This is a genomic window from Pseudomonas sp. DWP3-1-3b3 (assembly GCF_049896305.1).
GTDB lineage: Bacteria > Pseudomonadota > Gammaproteobacteria > Pseudomonadales > Pseudomonadaceae > Aquipseudomonas > Aquipseudomonas azotoformans_A.
On sequence record NZ_JAFCUA010000003.1, the window covers coordinates 156,923 to 174,957 of the forward strand.

At 61.6% G+C, this 18,035-nt stretch carries 20 protein-coding genes; 3 read left to right on the forward strand and 17 right to left on the reverse strand.

Annotation, left to right across the window (positions count from 1 at the left end):
* Nucleotides 1-14 precede the first annotated feature (14 nt).
* Both recR and ACP7BX_RS10705 read left to right on the forward strand, forming a co-directional pair.
* Nucleotides 15-617: a recombination mediator RecR gene (recR, locus tag ACP7BX_RS10700; protein WP_028617479.1), complete on the forward strand. Its 603-nt coding sequence runs from the start codon at nucleotides 15-17 to the stop codon at nucleotides 615-617.
* Between the two features lie 64 nt (nucleotides 618-681).
* A complete protein-coding gene (locus ACP7BX_RS10705; RefSeq protein WP_426126373.1) occupies nucleotides 682-1,830 on the forward strand; it encodes an acyl-CoA dehydrogenase family protein in 1,149 nt (382 codons plus the stop codon).
* On the opposite strand, the gene ACP7BX_RS10710 is transcribed toward ACP7BX_RS10705, so the two are convergent.
* Nucleotides 1,831-2,379 carry an adenine phosphoribosyltransferase gene (locus tag ACP7BX_RS10710; RefSeq protein WP_016979301.1) on the reverse strand — a complete coding sequence of 183 codons (549 nt, stop codon included), beginning with the start codon at nucleotides 2,377-2,379 and terminating at the stop codon, nucleotides 1,831-1,833. It lies immediately after the preceding gene.
* 80 nt (nucleotides 2,380-2,459) lie between these two features.
* A complete protein-coding gene (gene fnr / locus ACP7BX_RS10715) occupies nucleotides 2,460-3,194 on the reverse strand; it encodes a fumarate/nitrate reduction transcriptional regulator Fnr (protein WP_033900561.1) in 735 nt (244 codons plus the stop codon).
* 152 nt (nucleotides 3,195-3,346) lie between these two features.
* Here fnr and ACP7BX_RS10720 point away from each other — a divergent pair, with 152 nt between their 5' ends.
* Nucleotides 3,347-3,805, forward strand: a complete 459-nt coding sequence (locus ACP7BX_RS10720; RefSeq protein WP_426126376.1) for a hypothetical protein — start codon at nucleotides 3,347-3,349, stop codon at nucleotides 3,803-3,805.
* Between the two features lie 7 nt (nucleotides 3,806-3,812).
* Here the strand turns inward: ACP7BX_RS10720 and hemN are convergent, their stop codons facing one another.
* The 15 genes from hemN to ccoN (ACP7BX_RS10795) all read right to left on the reverse strand — a co-directional run bounded on the left by hemN (nucleotide 3,813) and on the right by ccoN (ACP7BX_RS10795) (nucleotide 17,956).
* The gene (gene hemN, locus ACP7BX_RS10725; RefSeq protein ID WP_426126378.1) at nucleotides 3,813-5,195 is read right to left on the reverse strand and encodes an oxygen-independent coproporphyrinogen III oxidase; all 1,383 of its coding nucleotides are present in this window, start codon (nucleotides 5,193-5,195) and stop codon (nucleotides 3,813-3,815) included.
* A gap of 103 nt (nucleotides 5,196-5,298) precedes the next feature.
* On the reverse strand, nucleotides 5,299-5,982 hold the full coding sequence (locus tag ACP7BX_RS10730) for a sulfite exporter TauE/SafE family protein (RefSeq protein WP_038847970.1): 684 nt from the start codon (nucleotides 5,980-5,982) through the stop codon (nucleotides 5,299-5,301).
* A complete protein-coding gene (gene ccoS / locus ACP7BX_RS10735) occupies nucleotides 5,975-6,187 on the reverse strand; it encodes a cbb3-type cytochrome oxidase assembly protein CcoS (RefSeq protein ID WP_038847971.1) in 213 nt (70 codons plus the stop codon). Before ccoS ends, ACP7BX_RS10730 begins: the two co-directional genes overlap by 8 nt.
* Nucleotides 6,188-6,209: 22 nt before the next feature.
* Complete coding sequence (locus ACP7BX_RS10740) at nucleotides 6,210-8,660, reverse strand: heavy metal translocating P-type ATPase (RefSeq protein WP_426126380.1); 2,451 nt, start codon at nucleotides 8,658-8,660, stop codon at nucleotides 6,210-6,212.
* Between the two features lie 7 nt (nucleotides 8,661-8,667).
* The gene (locus ACP7BX_RS10745) at nucleotides 8,668-9,207 is read right to left on the reverse strand and encodes a FixH family protein (RefSeq protein ID WP_426126382.1); all 540 of its coding nucleotides are present in this window, start codon (nucleotides 9,205-9,207) and stop codon (nucleotides 8,668-8,670) included.
* A gap of 14 nt (nucleotides 9,208-9,221) precedes the next feature.
* Nucleotides 9,222-10,625 carry a cytochrome c oxidase accessory protein CcoG gene (ccoG, locus tag ACP7BX_RS10750; RefSeq protein WP_426126384.1) on the reverse strand — a complete coding sequence of 468 codons (1,404 nt, stop codon included), beginning with the start codon at nucleotides 10,623-10,625 and terminating at the stop codon, nucleotides 9,222-9,224.
* Between the two features lie 290 nt (nucleotides 10,626-10,915).
* The gene (locus tag ACP7BX_RS10755; protein ID WP_177113756.1) at nucleotides 10,916-11,086 is read right to left on the reverse strand and encodes a hypothetical protein; all 171 of its coding nucleotides are present in this window, start codon (nucleotides 11,084-11,086) and stop codon (nucleotides 10,916-10,918) included.
* A 112-nt stretch (nucleotides 11,087-11,198) separates the two neighbouring features.
* Nucleotides 11,199-12,176, reverse strand: a complete 978-nt coding sequence (gene ccoP / locus ACP7BX_RS10760; RefSeq protein WP_061449227.1) for a cytochrome-c oxidase, cbb3-type subunit III — start codon at nucleotides 12,174-12,176, stop codon at nucleotides 11,199-11,201.
* Nucleotides 12,173-12,358, reverse strand: coding sequence for a CcoQ/FixQ family Cbb3-type cytochrome c oxidase assembly chaperone (locus ACP7BX_RS10765; protein WP_003175465.1), 186 nt, complete (start codon nucleotides 12,356-12,358; stop codon nucleotides 12,173-12,175). The genes ccoP (ACP7BX_RS10760) and ACP7BX_RS10765 overlap by 4 nt, the downstream gene beginning before the upstream one ends.
* Before the next feature lie 6 nt (nucleotides 12,359-12,364).
* Nucleotides 12,365-12,973, reverse strand: coding sequence for a cytochrome-c oxidase, cbb3-type subunit II (gene ccoO / locus ACP7BX_RS10770; RefSeq protein WP_003193167.1), 609 nt, complete (start codon nucleotides 12,971-12,973; stop codon nucleotides 12,365-12,367).
* Nucleotides 12,973-14,415, reverse strand: a complete 1,443-nt coding sequence (gene ccoN / locus ACP7BX_RS10775; protein ID WP_426126387.1) for a cytochrome-c oxidase, cbb3-type subunit I — start codon at nucleotides 14,413-14,415, stop codon at nucleotides 12,973-12,975. The genes ccoO (ACP7BX_RS10770) and ccoN (ACP7BX_RS10775) overlap by 1 nt, the downstream gene beginning before the upstream one ends.
* Before the next feature lie 349 nt (nucleotides 14,416-14,764).
* Nucleotides 14,765-15,712: a cytochrome-c oxidase, cbb3-type subunit III gene (gene ccoP, locus ACP7BX_RS10780; RefSeq protein ID WP_426126389.1), complete on the reverse strand. Its 948-nt coding sequence runs from the start codon at nucleotides 15,710-15,712 to the stop codon at nucleotides 14,765-14,767.
* Nucleotides 15,709-15,909, reverse strand: a complete 201-nt coding sequence (locus ACP7BX_RS10785) for a cbb3-type cytochrome oxidase subunit 3 (protein WP_010208563.1) — start codon at nucleotides 15,907-15,909, stop codon at nucleotides 15,709-15,711. The genes ccoP (ACP7BX_RS10780) and ACP7BX_RS10785 overlap by 4 nt, the downstream gene beginning before the upstream one ends.
* A 3-nt stretch (nucleotides 15,910-15,912) precedes the next feature.
* A complete protein-coding gene (gene ccoO, locus ACP7BX_RS10790; RefSeq protein WP_038847986.1) occupies nucleotides 15,913-16,521 on the reverse strand; it encodes a cytochrome-c oxidase, cbb3-type subunit II in 609 nt (202 codons plus the stop codon).
* A 10-nt stretch (nucleotides 16,522-16,531) separates the two neighbouring features.
* Complete coding sequence (gene ccoN / locus ACP7BX_RS10795) at nucleotides 16,532-17,956, reverse strand: cytochrome-c oxidase, cbb3-type subunit I (protein ID WP_033900587.1); 1,425 nt, start codon at nucleotides 17,954-17,956, stop codon at nucleotides 16,532-16,534.
* Between the last annotated feature and the right edge of the window lie 79 nt (nucleotides 17,957-18,035).

Sequence of the window (18,035 nt, forward strand, 5' to 3'; positions counted from 1 at the left end):
CGGACCCTTCGCCCATGAGCTTCAGCCCCCTGATTCGCCAACTGATCGACGCCCTGCGCATTTTGCCGGGTGTCGGCCAGAAAACCGCCCAGCGTATGGCGCTGCAACTGCTGGAGCGTGATCGCAGCGGCGGCGCCCGGTTGGCCCAGGCCTTGAGCCAGGCCATGACCGGTGTCGGCCACTGCCGCCAGTGCCGCACCCTCACTGAAGAAGAACTCTGCCCGCAGTGCGCCGACCCGCGCCGCGACGATACGCTGCTGTGTGTTGTCGAAGGGCCGATGGATGTGTACGCGGTGGAGCAGACCGGCTATCGCGGTCGCTACTTCGTGCTCAAGGGCCACCTGTCGCCGCTGGACGGCCTGGGCCCGGAAGCCATCGGCATTCCGCAGTTGGTGGCGCGCATTGAAGAGCAGGGCACTTTTACCGAAGTGATCCTGGCCACCAACCCGACGGTGGAAGGTGAGGCGACCGCGCACTACATCGCGCAATTGCTGACCAACAAAGGCCTGATCACCTCGCGTATCGCCCACGGCGTGCCGTTGGGCGGCGAGTTGGAGTTGGTGGATGGCGGGACGCTGGCGCATTCCTTTGCAGGCCGCAAACCTATCGCCCTCTGACGGATGGCTTGATAACCAAGCAAGCGCTTGGTAATTTCGCTCCACCTCACCGTGGAGCTTGCCGATGTCTGCCTATCAGGACTACTTCGACCCCAGCCACCAATTGGTCCGCGACAGCGTGCGTCGCTTCGTCGAGCGCGAGCTGCTGCCGGGCATCGAACAGTGGGAGGAGGCGGAGAGCTTTTCCCGTGAGCTGTACCTCAAGGCGGGTGCGGCGGGGATTCTTGGCATCGGCTATCCGGAAACGCTGGGTGGCAGCCATGAAGGCGATCTGTTCGCCAAGGTGGCGGCCAGCGAAGAGCTGATGCGTTGCGGCTCCGGTGGCGTCGTGGCGGGGTTGGGGTCGTTGGATATCGGCCTGCCGCCTATCGTCAAATGGGCGCGTCCAGAGATTCGCCAGCGTGTCGCCCCGCAAGTACTGTCGGGCGAGAAGATCATCGCCCTGGCGGTCACCGAGCCGGGTGGCGGTTCGGATGTGGCCAGCCTGCAAACCAGCGCCATTCGTGACGGCGAGCATTACCGCGTCAGCGGCAGCAAGACCTTCATCACCAGCGGCAGCCGCGCCGACTTCTACACCGTGGCCGTGCGCACGGGCGGGCCGGGCTTTGCCGGCATCAGCCTGCTGTTGATCGAAAAAGACACCCCCGGTTTTACTGTCGGCCAACCCCTGAAGAAAATGGGCTGGTGGGCGTCGGACACCGCTGAGTTGTTCTTCGACGATTGCCGCGTGCCCGTCGGCAACCTGATCGGCGCTGAAAACATGGGCTTTGCCTGCATCATGGGCAACTTCCAAAGCGAGCGCCTGGCCCTGGCATTGATGGCCAACATGACGGCGCAGATGGCGCTGGAGGAAAGCCTCGAATGGGCTGCGCAGCGCGAAGCCTTCGGCAAACCCATCGGCAAATTCCAGGTGATCAAGCATCGCCTGGCGGAGATGGCCACCGCTGTGGAGGTTTCACGGGAATTCACTTACCGCCAGGCGGTCAAGATGGCCGCGGGCATCAGCGTGATCAAAGAGATTTCCATGGCCAAGAACCTCGCCACCGACACCGCCGACCGTGTCACCTATGACGCCGTGCAAATCCTCGGGGGCCAGGGTTACATGCGCGGCGCCCTGGTGGAGCGGCTGTATCGTGACAACCGCATCCTGTCCATCGGTGGTGGCACCCGTGAAGTGATGAATGAAATCATCAGCAAGCAGATGGGGCTTTGATCACTGTTCGGTCAGTGCGAACTGCGTCAGGCAAAACGTCGGGATGCCCATGTCTTCCAGGCGCTGCGAACCGCCCAGCTCCGGCAGATCAATAATCGCCGCCGCTTCGAAGATCGTCGCCCCCATGCGCCGCACCAGGTTCGCCGCTGCGATCAGGGTGCCGCCGGTTGCGATCAAATCATCGAACATCAGCACCGAATCGCCCTCGCACAGGCTGTCGGCATGCACTTCCAGGAAGGCCTCGCCGTACTCGGTCTGGTAACCCTCGGCCAGCACGTCAGCTGGCAGCTTGCCTTGTTTGCGGAACAGGATCAGGGGCTTGTTCAGTTGGTAGGCGATGATCGAACCAATCAGGAAGCCCCTCGCGTCCATCGCGCCGATATGGGTGAATTCGGCCTCGACATAACGATGGGCAAAGCTGTCTGCCACCAGGCGCAGGGCGCGGGGCGATTGGAACAACGGCGTGATGTCACGGAAGATCACCCCAGGCTTGGGGAAGTCGATGACGGGGCGGATCAGGGATTTGATGTCGAACGAATCAAAGGTCATCGTCGAAGAGTCCTGGGGCTGGAAACGGACTCGAAGTATACCTGCGGCCTCGCCGGTTGGCGCGGCCGCAAGTGTCTGCATCAACCTTCCAGCGAGCCACCGGCCAGCGCACACAGCTGGATCGGGTCGAGGATATGCACTTCTTTACCTTCGGCGGCGATCAGCTCGTTCTGCTGGAAGCGGGTAAACACGCGGGACACGGTTTCCACCGCAAGGCCCAGGTAGTTGCCGATTTCATTGCGCGACATGCTCAGGCGGAACTGGTTGGCCGAGAAACCACGGGCCCGGAACCGCGCCGACAGGTTGACCAGGAAGGTGGCGATGCGCTCGTCGGCGGTTTTCTTCGACAGCAGCAGCATCATTTGCTGGTCGTCACGGATCTCGCGGCTCATCACACGCATCAACTGGCGGCGCAGTTGTGGCAGTTGGATGGCCAGTTCGTCCAGGCGTTCGAAGGGGATTTCGCAAACGGATGTCGTTTCCAGCGCCTGCGCCGACACCGGGTGAATCTCGGTGTCCATGCCCGACAAGCCCACCAGTTCGCTGGGCAAGTGGAAACCAGTGATCTGCTCTTCGCCGCTGTCGCTCAGGCTGAACGTCTTCAACGCACCCGAACGTACTGCATAAACGGAATCGAACTTGTCGCCCTGGCGGAACAGAAACTCGCCTTTTTTCAGCGGGCGGCCACGTTTAACGATGTCGTCCAGCGCATCCATGTCTTCCAAATTCAACGAAAGTGGCAAGCAGAGGGGGGCCAGGCTGCAATCCTTGCAATGAGCCTGGCTGTGAGCGCGCAGTTTGACTGGCTCGGACATTTCTTAAATCCTTGTGGGAAAACACACATAAGACGTAAGGGTAACGCACTGGGGGGCCGTGAGGCCAGCCTGTACAAAAAACCGGCAGCGGTATAAAGGTTTTTGTGTCGGGGTCGATACAAGGGCATCTCTACACGTCGGAGCCACCGCTCATGTCTGTTATCGCTGCCTACAACCCTGCCATTCGTGTACCGACCGTGCCGGACGCGAAGCCGGCTGCAGAGGTCGAGGAAAAGACCGCAAGCCCGGATACCAAAGTGGTCGAAGGCGTAATGGTGACCATTTCCAGTGCTGCGTTCCAGGCCTCCAAGGCCAACAGTAATCCCAATCAGGACATCGACGACAGTAATCTGAAAGACAACATCAAACAGATACTGAAGATGATCCGCGAGTTGAAAAAGCAGATCGCCGATAAGATGGCCGAGATTTCCGCCGCCATGGCCGACTCTTCGATGACGCCCGAGCAGCGCCAGATCAAGGTGGGTAACTTGCAAGCCACGGTGTCTGCTTTGCAGGGCGGTCTCGCTACCGCTCAGACGCAACTGGCCAAGGCCTTGAAAGACGAGTCACCTGAGGCGCAGATGCAAGCCATGGGGCTGGCGTCGAAGTAACGTCGGTTCAGATCACCCGTGAAAATCGTTGCCTGTTCTGGTGCTCCAGGTAGGCATCGAACACCATGCACACCGAACGCACCAGCAATCGCCCGGCCGGCAATACACGAATGCCCTGGGCGTCGAGTTCGATCAGGCCATCCTCCGCCATCGCCGTCAGTTGCGGCCAGATGTCGTCGAAATACCCGCGAAAATCCATGTTGAAGGCCTGCTCGATCGTCTCGAATGCCAGGCTGAAATTGCAGATCAACTGCTGAATCACTTCCCGCCGCAGCCGATCGTCCGTGGTGCAGACCAGGCCGCGACTGGTGGCCAACTGCGCGCCGGCCAGGGTGTTCTGGTAGCCGTTGAGGTCGCTGCTGTTCTGGCAGTACAGGTCACCGATCTGGCTGATCGCCGACACGCCGAGCCCGATCAAATCGCAATGACCGTGGGTGGTGTAGCCCTGGAAGTTGCGTTGCAGGGTGCCTTCTTCCTGGGCGATGGCCAACTCGTCGTCGGGCAGGGCAAAGTGGTCCATGCCGATGTAGCGGTAACCGGCCTGGGTCAGTTGCTCGATGGTGGTTTGCAGCATCAAGAGCTTTGACGCGGGGGAGGGGAGTTCATCCGTGTTGATGCGCCGCTGGGGCATGAAACGCTCCGGCAGATGCGCGTAGTTGAACACCGACAGGCGGTCCGGTTGCAGCCTGATCACCTCTTCTACGGTGCGTGCGAAGTTGATCGGCGTTTGCTTGGGCAGGCCGTAGATCAGGTCGATATTGATCGAGCGAAATTGCAGGGTGCGCGCTGCATCGATCACCGCGCGGGTTTCCTCCAGGCTCTGCAGGCGATTCACCGCCCGTTGCACGTCGGGGTCGAGGTCTTGCAGGCCGATGCTCACGCGGTTGAAGCCGAGCTCACGCAGCAGGCCCATGGTGGCCCAGTCCGCTTCGCGGGGGTCGATCTCGATGCCGTAGTCGCCGGAGTCGTCATCCAGCAAATTGAAGTGCTGGCGTAGGCAGCCCATGACCTGGCGCAGTTCATCGTGGCTGAGAAAGGTCGGGGTGCCGCCGCCAAAATGCAGTTGCTCAACCCGCTGTTTCGGGTCGAGATGGCAGGCCACCAGTTGGATCTCTTGCTCCAGGCGTTGCAGGTAGGCCTGGGCGCGGCCACGGTCCTTGGTAATGACCTTGTTGCAGGCGCAGTAGTAGCAGATGTTCGCGCAGAACGGCACATGCACATACAGCGACAACGGTCGCACGGCTTTGCGGCTGTCGCGCAGGGCGTGGAGCAGGTCGAAGGTGCCGACCTGGCTGTCAAATTGTACGGCGGTGGGGTAGGACGTGTAGCGCGGTCCCGCCAGGTCGTAGCGGTGAATCAGATCGGTGTCCCAACGAATGGCGTCGAGCATGCGGGCGTTCCCCCGGATAGGCTAGTGGGCCGAGTCTAGGGGCGTGGCGGGGATGGCATCTTGATTTGCATCAACGGGGAGCGGCGCTATGCCACATGGCGATTTAGTGGCCCATTAGCCAGTGCTGGTGCGGACCGGGCAACGTCCATATACCGAAGAGTATGACCAGCAAGCCACCAGTCATCCGCACGCTGCGTTTACGCAATAACGCCGTCACCCGCTCGGCGGCCAACCCCGTCGCCAGCAACACCGGCCAGGTTCCCAGCCCGAACGCCAGCATCAGCAACCCGCTGTCCAGCGCATTGCCCTGGCTCGCCGCCCAAAGCAGGGTGCTGTAGACCAATCCGCACGGCAACCAGCCCCACAGCGCGCCCAGCAGCAAGGCGCGCGGCACGCTGGACACCGGCAGCAAACGGTTGGCGACTGGCTGTATATAGCGCCACAGGCCGCGCCCGAGGCTTTCGATTCGGGTCAGGCCGCTCCACCAGCCAGCCAGGTACAGGCCCATGCTGATCAACAGCAACCCGGCCAGTACGCGCATGAACATCGCCGCCGGGCTGTTGGCCACTGCCCAGCCGGCCAGGCCGATCAACACGCCCGCAGCGGCATAGCTGAAGATGCGCCCCAGGTTGTACGCCAGCAGCAGTTGAAACCTGCGGCCGCGCTGTTCCTTGGGGATCGCCAGGGTCAGCGCACCCATCAGCCCGCCGCACATGCCCAGGCAATGGCCACCGCCAAGCAGGCCGAGGATCAGCGCGGAGACCAGCAGTGGCGCCAGTTCAAGCATGGGGCGGGTCTTTCGGCGGTTGTTCGGCGTGGTTGGCCTCTTCGACGCCGGCCAGGTGGTTGGGGTCCTGGTCGTCGAACAGCACGCTATGGGCCGGGCCGTCGAGGTCGTCGTACTGGCCGCTGTCCACCGCCCAGAAGAAGATGTAGATGGCCACGCCCACTAACAGCAGCGCCGCCGGAATCATCACGTATAAAGCTGGCATCTGCACTCCATGGCCGTGCGGCTCACACCGGCAGCGGGCGGGTTACTGAGGGGGCTCGGGCCGTTGGCGCGCTCGGCAGGCGAGTCAGGCGCAGGGCATTGAGCACCACGGTCAACGAACTGAGGGACATGCCCACTGCGGCCCAGATCGGGGTGATCCAACCCAGGGCGGCAAACGGCAGCATAAGGCCATTGTACAGCCCGGCCCACAGCAGGTTTTCAATGATCACCCGACGGGTGCGCCGCGCCAGGGTAAAGGCTTGTACCAGGGCGTCCAGGCGGTTGGACAGCAGCACCGCGTCGGCGCTGGTCTTGGCCAGGTCGGTAGCGGTGCCCATGGCCACGCTGATATCGGCGGCGGCGAGTACTGGCACATCGTTGACTCCGTCGCCGAGCATCAGCACCTTGCGGCCTTCCTTGTGCAGTTGTTGCAGCACGTGCAGCTTGTCATCAGGGCGCAAGCCGCCGTGGGCTTCGTCGATGCCCAGTTCGGCGGCGACGCTGGCGACCATCGGCGAACTGTCGCCGGACAGCAACAACGTGCGCCAGCCACGCGCCTTGCACGCAGCGAGCAAGGCCGGCGCGTCGCTGCGCAGGCGGTCGTCGAGGACGAACCAGGCCAGCGCGCCTTCGCGGTCGCCCAGGAGCAGCCATTGGCCAGAAACCTCCGGCGCGGCAGGAATCGCGCAACCACTGAGTTCACAGACAAAACCCGGTTGGCCAATGCGCAATACGCGCTCGCCGACACGCCCTTCAAGGCCCAGCCCAGGCGAGCTGATGACTTCATCGGCGGCCAATGGCGCACGGCCAAAAGCGCGGGCAATCGGGTGTTCGGAGCGGTTTTCCAGGGCGGCGGCGAGGCTCAGGCACAGGTCCGTGCTCAAGCTGCCCAGTGGGCGGATGGCTCTTAATGCCAGGCGCCCTTCGGTGAGGGTGCCGGTCTTGTCGAAAATCACCGTGTCGATCTGGTTCAAGCCTTCCAGCACATGGCCGCGCGTCAGCAACAGGCCGAGTTTGTGCAAGGTGCCGGTGGCGGCGGTGAGGGCGGTGGGGGTGGCGAGGGACAGCGCGCAGGGGCAGGTCGCCACCAGCATCGCCAGCACAATCCAGAACGCTCTCGATGCATCCAGCTCCCACCACAACAGGCCGATCAACGCGGCGGCGATCAGCGAGCACAACAGAAACCACTGCGCGGCACGGTCGGCGATCTGCGCCAGGCGCGGTTTCTCGGCCTGGGCCCGCTCCAGCAGGCGCACGATGGCGGACAAGCGCGTGTCGTGGCCCAAGGCGCGCACTTCGACGGTCAGCGCGCCCTCGACGTTGAGGGTGCCTGCGGTGACCGCGTCGCCGGCCTGGCGGGGTTGCGGCAGGTATTCGCCAGTCAGCAGGGACTCATCGATGCTCGATTGCCCCTCGAGGATCACGCCATCTGCTGGCAGCACGGCGCCAGGGTGGACCAATACGCGGTCGCCCAGCGCCAGTTCAGGGAGCAGGATGCGTTCACTCTGGCCATCGGCCTTGAGCCGCAGGCACGAGGCGGGCAACAGGTTCACCAATTGCGCAGTGGCGGCCGCCGTGCGTTCGCGGGCGCGGCGCTCCAGGTAGCGACCGGCCAGCAGGAACAGCGCAAACATGCCCACCGCGTCGAAATACAATTCGCCCACGCCGGTGATCGCGGTCCAGATCCCCGCCAAGTAGGCACCGCCGATGGCCAACGACACCGAAACGTCCATGGTCAGGTGACGCGTGCGCAGGTCGCGCATGGCGCCTTTGAAAAACGGAGCGCAGCTGTAGAACACGATGGGTGTTGTCAGAAACATCGCCACCCAGCGCAGGATCACGTGCAGCTCCGGGCTCAGGTCGATATTGAATTCCGGCCAGGTGGCCATGGTTGCCATCATCGCCTGGAACCACAGCAGCCCGGCCACGCCCAGCTGGCGCAGGGCCAGGCGGTTTTCGCTGGCCAATTGCTCGGCGGCGCGGTCCGGCTGATAGGGGTGAGCGGCGTAACCGATATGACGCAATTCGCTGAGCAGTTGGCTTAGCGGCAGTTGTCCGTCGGCCCAACGCACTTGCAGGCGATGGTTGGACAGGTTCAGCCGCGCCTCGGCCACGGCGGGCAGGCTGCGCAGGTGTTTTTCGATCAACCAGCCGCAGGCGGCGCAGCTGATGCCTTCCATCAACAGGGTGGCTTCGGCCAGTTCGCCTTCGTGGCGCACAAAAGGTTTTTGCACGTCGGCGCGGTCATACAGCGCCAGCTCGTCCACCAGTTGCACCGGCAATGCCTCGGGGTTGGCCGAGGCTTCGCTACGGTGCTGGTAATAGCTTTCCAGGCCGCCGGCCACAATGGCTTCGGCCACTGCCTGGCAGCCTGGGCAACAGAGCTCGCGGCGTTCGCCGAGGATCACTGCGGTGAAGCGGCTGCCCGGCGGAACGGGCAGGGCGCAGTGGTAGCAGGGGATTGGGCTGGTCATGGCGCTGCTATTTTTTCAGGTCTTCAGCACCCTGCAACGGTTCATCGCCCAGCAGCAAGTCCTTGTCGTGGCTGACCTGTTCTTCTTCGAACATGCGCCAGGTGTGGTCGCCTTCGACGCCGAGCAATTCGACGAAGCGACGGCCTTCGACCTTGTCGGTGACCTGGCCGATGTAGCGGCCGGGTTCGCTGTCGCTGCGGGCCAGGTTGATCTTGCGATCCTTCTCCGGCTGCGTCGGGGAAATCAGGTTCAATTCCAGGGTGGTCGGGTTGCTGTTGCCGGTGAGGTTCACTTCGACTTCACCGGTCAGCTCATCCAGGTGCACCTTGGCGCGCAGTTGCAGGGTCTGAGCCAGCAGTTCGCGGTCCAGGGAGCGGTTGATGCCTTTGCCGGCCTCGTAGTAGTTGTCGTTGACCAGGTTGTCCGGGTTGTTCACCGCGATGGTCACCATGGACAGGGTCAAGGTCACCGAACAGGCCAGGATCCCAATGATGATCCAGGGCCAGAGGTGCTTGTACCAGGGGCTTGCGGCAGTGGCTACGGACATGGTTCTGCTCTCTTCTAACGAACTTGTGGGCCGATGAATCGGCTCTTGGCTTCAATATGGACGCTGGCGTCATCGGCATCGGTGAGGATGAATTTCACCTCGTTGGTGCTCGACGGCAACTGTTCCGGCGCACTCGACAGCTCGACCGGCATGCTGACGATATCGCCGGCGGCCACCCTGATTTCGCGGCGGCCTTGCAGCTTGAGGTCGGGCAAGCCTGCGGCGTCGAGCACGTAGGTGTGGTCGCGCTGGTCCTTGTTCATGATCTTCAGGCTGTAGACGTTTTCGATGCGGCCTTCGGCGTTTTCGCGGTACAGCACGCGGTCCTTGCTCACGTCGAAACCCACCAGCGAGCGCATGAAGAACGCGGCCACCAACAGGCTGATCATTGCCAGCAACACCAATGCATAACCAATCAGGCGCGGGCGCAGCTTGTGGGTTTTCTGGCCCGACAGGTTGTGCTCGGTGGTGTAGCTGATCAGGCCGCGTGGGTACTCCATCTTGTCCATGATGTTGTCGCAGGCGTCGATGCACGCGGCGCAGCCGATGCACTCGATCTGCAGGCCGTCGCGGATGTCGATACCGGTCGGGCACACCTGCACGCACATCGTGCAGTCGATGCAATCGCCGAGGCCTTGGGCCTTGTAGTCGACGCCCTTTTTGCGCGGGCCACGCAGTTCACCGCGGCGTGGGTCGTAGGAAACGATCAGGGTGTCCTTGTCGAACATCACGCTCTGGAAACGCGCGTACGGGCACATGTAGATGCACACCTGTTCGCGCAGCCAGCCGGCGTTGCCGTAGGTGGCGAGGGTAAAGAAACCTACCCAGAAATATGACCAGCCATCGGCTTGGCCGGTGAAGAAGTCGAACACCAGTTCGCGAATCGGCGAGAAATAGCCGACAAAGGTCATGCCGGTGACAAAACCGATCAGCAGCCACAGGCTGTGCTTGCTGAATTTGCGCAGGAACTTGTTGATGCCCATTGGCGCTTTGTCGAGCTTGATGCGCTGGTTGCGGTCGCCTTCGGTGACCTTTTCGCACCACATGAAGATCCACGTCCACACGCTTTGCGGGCAGGTATAACCGCACCACACACGCCCGGCGTACACAGTGATAAAGAACAGGCCAAATGCCGCGACGATAAGAATGCCCGATAGCAGGATGAAATCCTGGGGCCAGAAAGTCGCGCCGAAAATAAAGAATTTACGCTCCGGCAGGTTCCACCACACGGCCTGGTGGCCGCCCCAGTTCAGCCACACCGTGCCGAAGTAGAGCAGGAACAGACCGGCACCGCCGAGCATGCGCAGATTGCGGAACAGGCCAGTGAAGGCGCGGGTGTAGATCTTCTCTCGCGAGGCGTAGAGGTCGACAGTTTTGGCAGGCGGGGTAACGTCATGTACCGGTATTTGGTCGCTCATCATTGCATCCCACGGCGGTGGAGATTTGCCTCGGCCAGTACGTGCCAACCGGGGTCAAATTAGGGGTCTTGCAGTGGCCTAATGATACGCCCCCGATGCTGTGCAAAGGGTGCGACCTTTGGTCGCGTTGGGGGAAATCAATTGATGGTGTAAGTGATCTGGATCAATTGACTTGGGAAGTATGGCCGGTTTTGGCAGTTGTGGTGAGCGGCGCAAGCCCGCTCACCACAAGAGTGTGATCGTCTTTCTTTTCATTAACTGGCACTAGGGCTTGCCACAAAACCGTTGCTTCATTTAGAAGCTGCACACGTTCCTTCATCATTGCAGAACTCATTGTGCGGCGGCCGATTGACGATGGTTACGCGCTCAGGATCGAAGTCGATGCTGTCTTCGGGCATGCGCAACATGTCGACTATATCTTCCTGATCGTTTTGCTGAAGTATCCTGTCACTGTCACTCATGAACGACCCCCTTTGAATCGGTAGGGCTTAAAACTTATCGCCTACCGCTATGCAGCGCAATTAAAACGGCCCGGTCAGTGTTTGCTGAGGGAGCCGTTTTAATTGCTATTTTTTACTGCTCCTCAGCCTTCTTATCCCCATGGGACAAGCTGTACACATACGCCGCCAGCAAGTGCACCTTGTCATTGCCTTGCAGTTGTTCCTGCGCCGGCATCTGGCCCTGGCGTCCCCAACGGATGGTCTGCTGCAGTTGGGCGAAGCTCGAACCGTAGATGAATGCACCGGGGTGGGTCAGGTCAGGCGCACCCATGGCTGGGGTGCCTTTACCGGCCGGACCGTGGCAGGCCACGCAGTTGGCGGCGAAGAGTTTCTCGCCGTTGGCCACATCGGCTTTCACGCCTTCGGGCAGCTTGCGGCCGTCGAGGTTGGTCACCACGAACGCGGCGACATCGCTGACACCTTGTTCCTTGAGGATATCCAGCCAGGCCGGCATCACGGCATGGCGGCCTTTCATGATGGTTTCCTTGATGGTGGCCGGCTCGCCACCCCAGCGCCAATCGGCGTCGGTCAGGTTGGGGAAGCCATAGGCGCCTTTGGCGTCAGAGCCGTGGCACACCGAGCAGTTGGAGGCGAACAGGCGGCCGCCCATTTTCAAGGCTTGCGGGTCCTTGGCCACTTCTTCAATCGGCATCGACGCGAATTTGGCGAAGATCGGACCGAACTTGGCGTCCGACTTGGCCATTTCCTTTTCCCATTCGTGTACGCCGGTCCAGCCGGTCTGGCCGTTGGCGAACGGGGTTTGCTTTTCGGTGTCGAGGTAGTTGTAGCCCGGCAGCAGGCCTTTCCAGTTGCCCAGGCCGGGGTACAGCGCCAGGTAGCCGAGGGCGAAGATGATGGTACCGACGAACAGCATGAACCACCATTTCGGCAGCGGGTTGTCGTACTCCTCGATGCCGTCGAACGAGTGGCCAACGGTCTCGTCGGTTTGCTCGGCGCGCTGGCCCTTGCGGGTCGACAGCAGCAGCCAGGTCAGGGCGAAGATGGTACCCAGACTGAGGACTGTGACGTACAGACTCCAGAACGTAGTCATTCTTTGTTACTCCTAGAAGCTTGCTCGACGTGCTTGATGGCTTCGGGATCATCCGCAAAGGGCAGCAAGGTCGCGTCTTCAAACTCCGACTTGCGCTTGGGGCTGAACACCCACAACGCCAGGCCGATAAAGGCCACCATCACCACAACGGTGCCCAGGCCACGAATCATCCCGATATCCATGAAGAATCACCGTTTGCTTTTGATGATGGTGCCCAGGCCTTGCAGGTAGGCCACCAATGCGTCCATTTCGGTCTTGCCCTTCACGGCTGCGGCTGCACCGGCAATGTCTTCGTCGGTGTAGGGCACGCCCAGGGTGCGCAAGACTTCCATCTTCTTCGCGGTGTCCTTGCCGTCGAGCTTGTTTTCCACGAGGAACGGGTACGCCGGCATTTTCGACTCAGGCACTACGTTGCGCGGGTTGTACAAGTGCGCACGTTGCCAGTCATCGGAGTAACGACCGCCGACACGGGCCAGGTCCGGGCCGGTGCGCTTGGAACCCCACAGGAACGGGTGGTCCCACACGCTTTCGCCGGCGACCGAGTAGTGGCCATAGCGTTCGGTTTCGGCGCGGAACGGGCGGATCATCTGCGAGTGGCAGCCGACACAGCCATTGGCGATGTAGACGTCGCGGCCTTCCAGTTCAAGGGCGGTGCGCGGCTTCATGCCTTCGACCGGCTTGTTGGTCACGTCCTGGAAAAACAGCGGAACGATCTGGGTCAGGCCGCCGATACTCACGGCGATGACCATGAAGAAGGCCAGCAGGCCGATATTCTTCTCGACTACTTCATGCTTCATCAGTGGGCTCCCACAACGGCGATCTTGGCGGCGGCTTCGGCTTCTGCAGGGTCGGAGGCACGCACGGTGCGCCAGACGTTGTAGGCCATGAACAGCATGCCGGCGGCAAAGAACGCACCGCCCAGGGCGCGGACGATGTAGCCCGGGTGGCTGGCTTGCAGCGCTTCGACGAAGGAGTAGGTGAGGGTGCCGTCATCGTTGATCGCCCGCCACATCAGGCCCTGGGTGATGCCGTTGACCCACATCGAGGCGATGTAGAGCACGGTGCCAATAGTGGCCAGCCAGAAGTGGGTGTTGATCAGCGCGACGCTGTGCATCTGCGCACGGCCGAACAGTTTGGGGATCATGTGGTACAGCGCGCCGATGGAGATCATCGCCACCCAACCGAGGGCGCCGGCGTGTACGTGGCCGATGGTCCAGTCGGTGTAGTGGGACAGCGAGTTGACGGTCTTGATCGCCATCATCGGCCCTTCGAAGGTCGACATGCCGTAGAACGCCAGCGACACCACCAGAAAGCGCAGGATCGGGTCAGTGCGCAATTTATGCCACGCGCCCGACAGGGTCATCATGCCGTTGATCATGCCGCCCCAGCTCGGGGCCAGCAGGATGATCGACATCGCCATGCCCAGCGACTGCGCCCAATCCGGCAGCGCGGTGTAGTGCAAGTGGTGCGGACCGGCCCAGATGTACAGGGTGATCAGCGCCCAGAAGTGCACGATGGACAAACGGTACGAGTAAATAGGACGTTCGGCCTGTTTGGGCACGAAGTAGTACATCATCCCCAGGAAACCGGTGGTCAGGAAGAAACCCACGGCGTTGTGGCCGTACCACCACTGGATCATTGCATCCGTGGCCCCGGCGTAGGCCGAGTAGGACTTGAACAGGCTCACCGGCAACGAGGCGTGGTTGACGATGTGCAGCATCGCCGTCACCAGGATGAAGGCGCCGTAGAACCAGTTGCCCACGTAGATGTGCTTGGTCCTGCGCTTGACGATGGTGCCGAAGAACACCACGGCGTAGGTCACCCACACGATGGCGAGCAAAATGGCGATCGGCCATTCCAGCTCGGCGTATTCCTTGGTGGTGGTGTAACCCAGCGGCAGGGTGACGATGGCGCTCACGATGACGGCTTGCCAACCCCAGAAGGTGAAGGCCGCGAGGCTGTCGGAGATCAGTCGCGTCTGGCAGGTTCGCTGCACGACATAGTAGGAGGTGGCAAACAATGCACAGCCACCGAAGGCGAAGATCACCAGGTTGGTGTGCAGCGGGCGCAGGCGGCCAAAGGTCGTCCATGGCAAACCGAAATTCAATTCCGGCCAAACCAGTTGCGAGGCGATGAACACCCCGAGCCCCATGCCAAGGATCCCCCAGACCACCGTCATGATGGCGAACTGGCGGACTACCTTATAGTTATAAGCAGTCGGACTGATTGCTGTGCTCATTCTAAGGTTCCACGGTTTAGGTTTTTTTATAGGTAAAATCGGCCGCAAGTATGTAGAAAGCGAGGGGCCATTGCAACGCAATGGCTGACCTGTATCAATGCGTTCCACGCCAGATTCTGCGCCCTTTCCATGTTTGGCGTAAGGACAAAATCCGAAATCGAAAGCTGATCGAGTGGACAGGAAAATTTTGGGGTCGCAACGAATGCCGTCGCGTACGCCAGGATTGGTCCGCTGTGGGAACAAGCGTAGACCCGAAAGTGAGGAGGGGAAAGTTGTGCTTTGGAAGGGTGCGACACTTGGTCGCTAGCCAGGTAGAGCGGCTGCCCCAGATTGGGGCAGCGCTCAGCGGTTACTCAGGCTGGCTTTCTGGCGTTGCGCCATCAGCGTTGTGGGACAGGCTGTAAACATAAGCGGCCAACAGGTGCACCTTGTCGTTGCCTTGCAGCACTTCCTGCGCCGGCATCTGGCCTTGGCGGCCGTGGCGGATGGTCTGCTGCAACTGCGCGAGGCTGGTGCCGTAGATGTAGCCGGCCGGCTTGGTCAGGTCAGGCGCACCCATGGCTTCCATGCCGTGGCCTTCCGGACCGTGGCAGGCGACACAAGTGGTGTTGAACGCCGCTTTGCCGGCGGCCAGGTCGGCGCTGTTGTCGGCCGGCAGAGGCAGCTTGGCCACGTCGTGACGAACATAGGCCGCGACGTTTTTCACCCCTTCATCGCCAAGCATGTCACCCCAGGCCGGCATCGCCGCGTGGCGGCCATTCAGGATGGTGGTCTTGATCGCTTCGGCCGAGCCGCCCCAACGCCAGATATTGTCCGCCAGGTTCGGGAAACCAAACGCGCCCTTGGCATCCGAGCCGTGGCACACCGCGCAGTTGGAGGCGAACAGGCGGCCGCCCATTTTCAGCGCTTGCGGGTCCTTGGCCACTTCTTCCACGGGCATGGCCGAGAATTTGGCGAAGATCGGCCCGAACTTGGCGTCGGCCTTGGCCATTTCCTTGTCCCATTCCTTGGTCTGGGTCCAGCCGTCTTCATAGCCCGGCAACACGCCTTTCCAGTTGCCCAGGCCCGGATAGAGGATCAGGTAGCCGACCGCAAACACCAGGGTGCCGGCGAACAGCATGAACCACCACTGGGGCAGCGGGTTGTCGTATTCCTCGATCCCGTCGAAGGCGTGGCCCATGGTCTGGTCGACGCTGCCCTTGGTCTCGCCCTTGCGGGTGCCGATCAACAGCCAGGTCAGGCCGATCAGGCTGCCCAGGGTCAGTACGCAGATCCATGTACTCCAGAATAGGGTCATGGCCGAGTGCTCCTTATTGCAGGCTCTTCTTGAGCGTCGGATGGAGAAGGTTCATCGGCGAAGGGCAGCAGGCGTGCCTGCTCGAATTCCGCATTGCGCCGGTTGTTGAACACCCACAGCGACAGGCCGATAAAGGCGATGGCGACCACCAGCGTGCCGAGGCCGCGGATGGTGCCCGCATCGAATTCAAATCCCATGGCTCACCTCTTGCTCTTGATGGCAGTGCCGAGCACTTGCAGGTACGCAACCAGCGCGTCCATCTCGGTCTTGCCTTTGAGGCTGGCGACGGCGCCACTGATGTCGTCGTCGGTGTACGGCACGCCGAGGGTGCGCATCACCTTCAACTTGGTCTCGGTGTGGCTGCTGTCGACGGCGGCGGTGACCAGCCACGGGTAGGCCGGCATTTTCGACTCGGGCACTACGTTGCGCGGGTTGTACAAGTGCGCGCGATGCCAGTCGTCCGAGTAGCGCGCGCCGACGCGTGCCAGGTCCGGCCCGGTACGCTTGGAGCCCCACAGGAACGGGTGATCCCAGACGCTTTCGCCGGCGACCGAGTAGTGGCCGTAGCGTTCGGTCTCGGCGCGGAACGGGCGGATCATCTGCGAGTGGCACTGTACGCAGCCTTCGCGGATGTAGATGTCACGGCCTTCCAGTTGCAGTGCGGTGTAGGGCTTCATGCCCTCCACCGGCTTGTTGGTGACGTCCTGGAAGAACAGCGGGACGATCTGGGTCAGGCCGCCGATGCTCACGGCCAGTACCATGAGCAGCATCAGCAGGCCGACGTTCTTTTCAATCGTTTCGTGTTTCATCACAGACTCCTCAGGCCAGCTGCGCAGTGGTGGCGGCTTCGACGGGCTGCGCCGAACGCACGGTGCGCCAGGTGTTGTAAGCCATCAGGAACATGCCGCAGAGGAACACTGCACCGCCCACCAGCCGCACGATGAAGCCAGGGTGGCTGGCCACCAGGGTTTCGACGAAGGAGTAGGTCAAGGTGCCGTCTTCGTTGACCGCACGCCACATCAGGCCCTGGGCGATGCCGTTGACCCACATCGAGGCGATGTAGAGCACGGTGCCGATGGTGGCCAGCCAGAAGTGCGCGTTGATCAGGCCGAGGCTGTACATCTGCTCGCGACCGAAGACTTTCGGGATCATGTGGTACAGCGCGCCGATGGAGATCATCGCCACCCAACCCAGCGCCCCGGCGTGTACGTGGCCGATGGTCCAGTCGGTGTAGTGGGAGAGGGCGTTGACGGTCTTGATCGCCATCATCGGGCCTTCGAACGTCGACATGCCGTAGAAGGCCAGGGAGACGACGAGGAAGCGCAGGATCGGGTCGCTGCGCAACTTATGCCAGGCGCCCGACAAGGTCATCATGCCGTTGATCATGCCGCCCCAGCTCGGCGCCAGCAGCACCAGCGACATCACCATGCCCAGGGACTGTGCCCAGTCCGGCAGCGCGGTGTAGTGCAAGTGGTGGGGGCCGGCCCAGATGTACAGGGTGATCAGCGCCCAGAAGTGCACGATGGACAAGCGATAGGAATACACCGGACGTTCGGCTTGCTTGGGCACGAAGTAGTACATCATCCCCAGGAAGCCGGCGGTGAGGAAAAAGCCTACCGCGTTATGCCCATACCACCACTGCACCATGGCATCCGTCGCACCGCCGTAGAGGGAGTAGGACTTGGTCAGGCTGACCGGGATTTCCAGGTTGTTGACGATATGCAGGATGGCCACGGTGATGATGAACGCACCGAAGAACCAGTTACCGACGTAGATGTGCTTGGTGTTGCGCTTCATCACCGTGCCGAAGAACACGATGGCGTAGGCCACCCAGACGATGGTGATGAGGATGTCGATCGGCCATTCCAGCTCGGCGTATTCCTTGGAGCTGGTGTAGCCCAGTGGCAAGGAGATGGCAGCCAACAGGATGACCAACTGCCAGCCCCAGAAGCAGAACGCGGCGATCTTCGGCGCGAACAGCTGGGTCTGGCAGGTGCGTTGCACCGAATAGAAGGAGCTGGCGAACAGCGCGCAGCCGCCAAAGGCGAAGATCACCGCGTTGGTGTGCAACGGGCGCAGGCGGCCGAAGCTGGTCCACGGCAAGTCGAAGTTGAGTGCAGGCCAGACCAATTGGGCGGCGAGAAAAACCCCGAGCCCCATGCCGACGATGCCCCACACCACCGTCATAATGGCGAATTGGCGGACCACCTTGTAGTTATAGGCGGTACTTAATGTAGTGTTCATGGTTCCCCATCCACGGTTCAACCCAAGCCAATGCGGCACTTGGGCTGGAGTTATAGGCAGACTAAAAAGCGAGGCAAGC

What these genes read in the sequence shown, in the direction of transcription:
- recR (WP_028617479.1), top strand. Translation starts at nt 15, where the DNA reads ATGAGCTTCAGCCCCCTGATTCGCCAACTGATCGACGCCCTGCGCATT.
- ACP7BX_RS10705 (WP_426126373.1), top strand. Translation starts at nt 682, where the DNA reads ATGTCTGCCTATCAGGACTACTTCGACCCCAGCCACCAATTGGTCCGC.
- ACP7BX_RS10710 (WP_016979301.1), bottom strand. Translation starts at nt 2,379, where the DNA reads ATGACCTTTGATTCGTTCGACATCAAATCCCTGATCCGCCCCGTCATC.
- fnr (WP_033900561.1), bottom strand. Translation starts at nt 3,194, where the DNA reads ATGTCCGAGCCAGTCAAACTGCGCGCTCACAGCCAGGCTCATTGCAAG.
- ACP7BX_RS10720 (WP_426126376.1), top strand. Translation starts at nt 3,347, where the DNA reads ATGTCTGTTATCGCTGCCTACAACCCTGCCATTCGTGTACCGACCGTG.
- hemN (WP_426126378.1), bottom strand. Translation starts at nt 5,195, where the DNA reads ATGCTCGACGCCATTCGTTGGGACACCGATCTGATTCACCGCTACGAC.
- ACP7BX_RS10730 (WP_038847970.1), bottom strand. Translation starts at nt 5,982, where the DNA reads ATGCTTGAACTGGCGCCACTGCTGGTCTCCGCGCTGATCCTCGGCCTG.
- ccoS (WP_038847971.1), bottom strand. Translation starts at nt 6,187, where the DNA reads ATGCCAGCTTTATACGTGATGATTCCGGCGGCGCTGCTGTTAGTGGGC.
- ACP7BX_RS10740 (WP_426126380.1), bottom strand. Translation starts at nt 8,660, where the DNA reads ATGACCAGCCCAATCCCCTGCTACCACTGCGCCCTGCCCGTTCCGCCG.
- ACP7BX_RS10745 (WP_426126382.1), bottom strand. Translation starts at nt 9,207, where the DNA reads ATGTCCGTAGCCACTGCCGCAAGCCCCTGGTACAAGCACCTCTGGCCC.
- ccoG (WP_426126384.1), bottom strand. Translation starts at nt 10,625, where the DNA reads ATGAGCGACCAAATACCGGTACATGACGTTACCCCGCCTGCCAAAACT.
- ACP7BX_RS10755 (WP_177113756.1), bottom strand. Translation starts at nt 11,086, where the DNA reads ATGAGTGACAGTGACAGGATACTTCAGCAAAACGATCAGGAAGATATA.
- ccoP (WP_061449227.1), bottom strand. Translation starts at nt 12,176, where the DNA reads ATGACTACGTTCTGGAGTCTGTACGTCACAGTCCTCAGTCTGGGTACC.
- ACP7BX_RS10765 (WP_003175465.1), bottom strand. Translation starts at nt 12,358, where the DNA reads ATGGATATCGGGATGATTCGTGGCCTGGGCACCGTTGTGGTGATGGTG.
- ccoO (WP_003193167.1), bottom strand. Translation starts at nt 12,973, where the DNA reads ATGAAGCATGAAGTAGTCGAGAAGAATATCGGCCTGCTGGCCTTCTTC.
- ccoN (WP_426126387.1), bottom strand. Translation starts at nt 14,415, where the DNA reads ATGAGCACAGCAATCAGTCCGACTGCTTATAACTATAAGGTAGTCCGC.
- ccoP (WP_426126389.1), bottom strand. Translation starts at nt 15,712, where the DNA reads ATGACCCTATTCTGGAGTACATGGATCTGCGTACTGACCCTGGGCAGC.
- ACP7BX_RS10785 (WP_010208563.1), bottom strand. Translation starts at nt 15,909, where the DNA reads ATGGGATTTGAATTCGATGCGGGCACCATCCGCGGCCTCGGCACGCTG.
- ccoO (WP_038847986.1), bottom strand. Translation starts at nt 16,521, where the DNA reads ATGAAACACGAAACGATTGAAAAGAACGTCGGCCTGCTGATGCTGCTC.
- ccoN (WP_033900587.1), bottom strand. Translation starts at nt 17,956, where the DNA reads ATGAACACTACATTAAGTACCGCCTATAACTACAAGGTGGTCCGCCAA.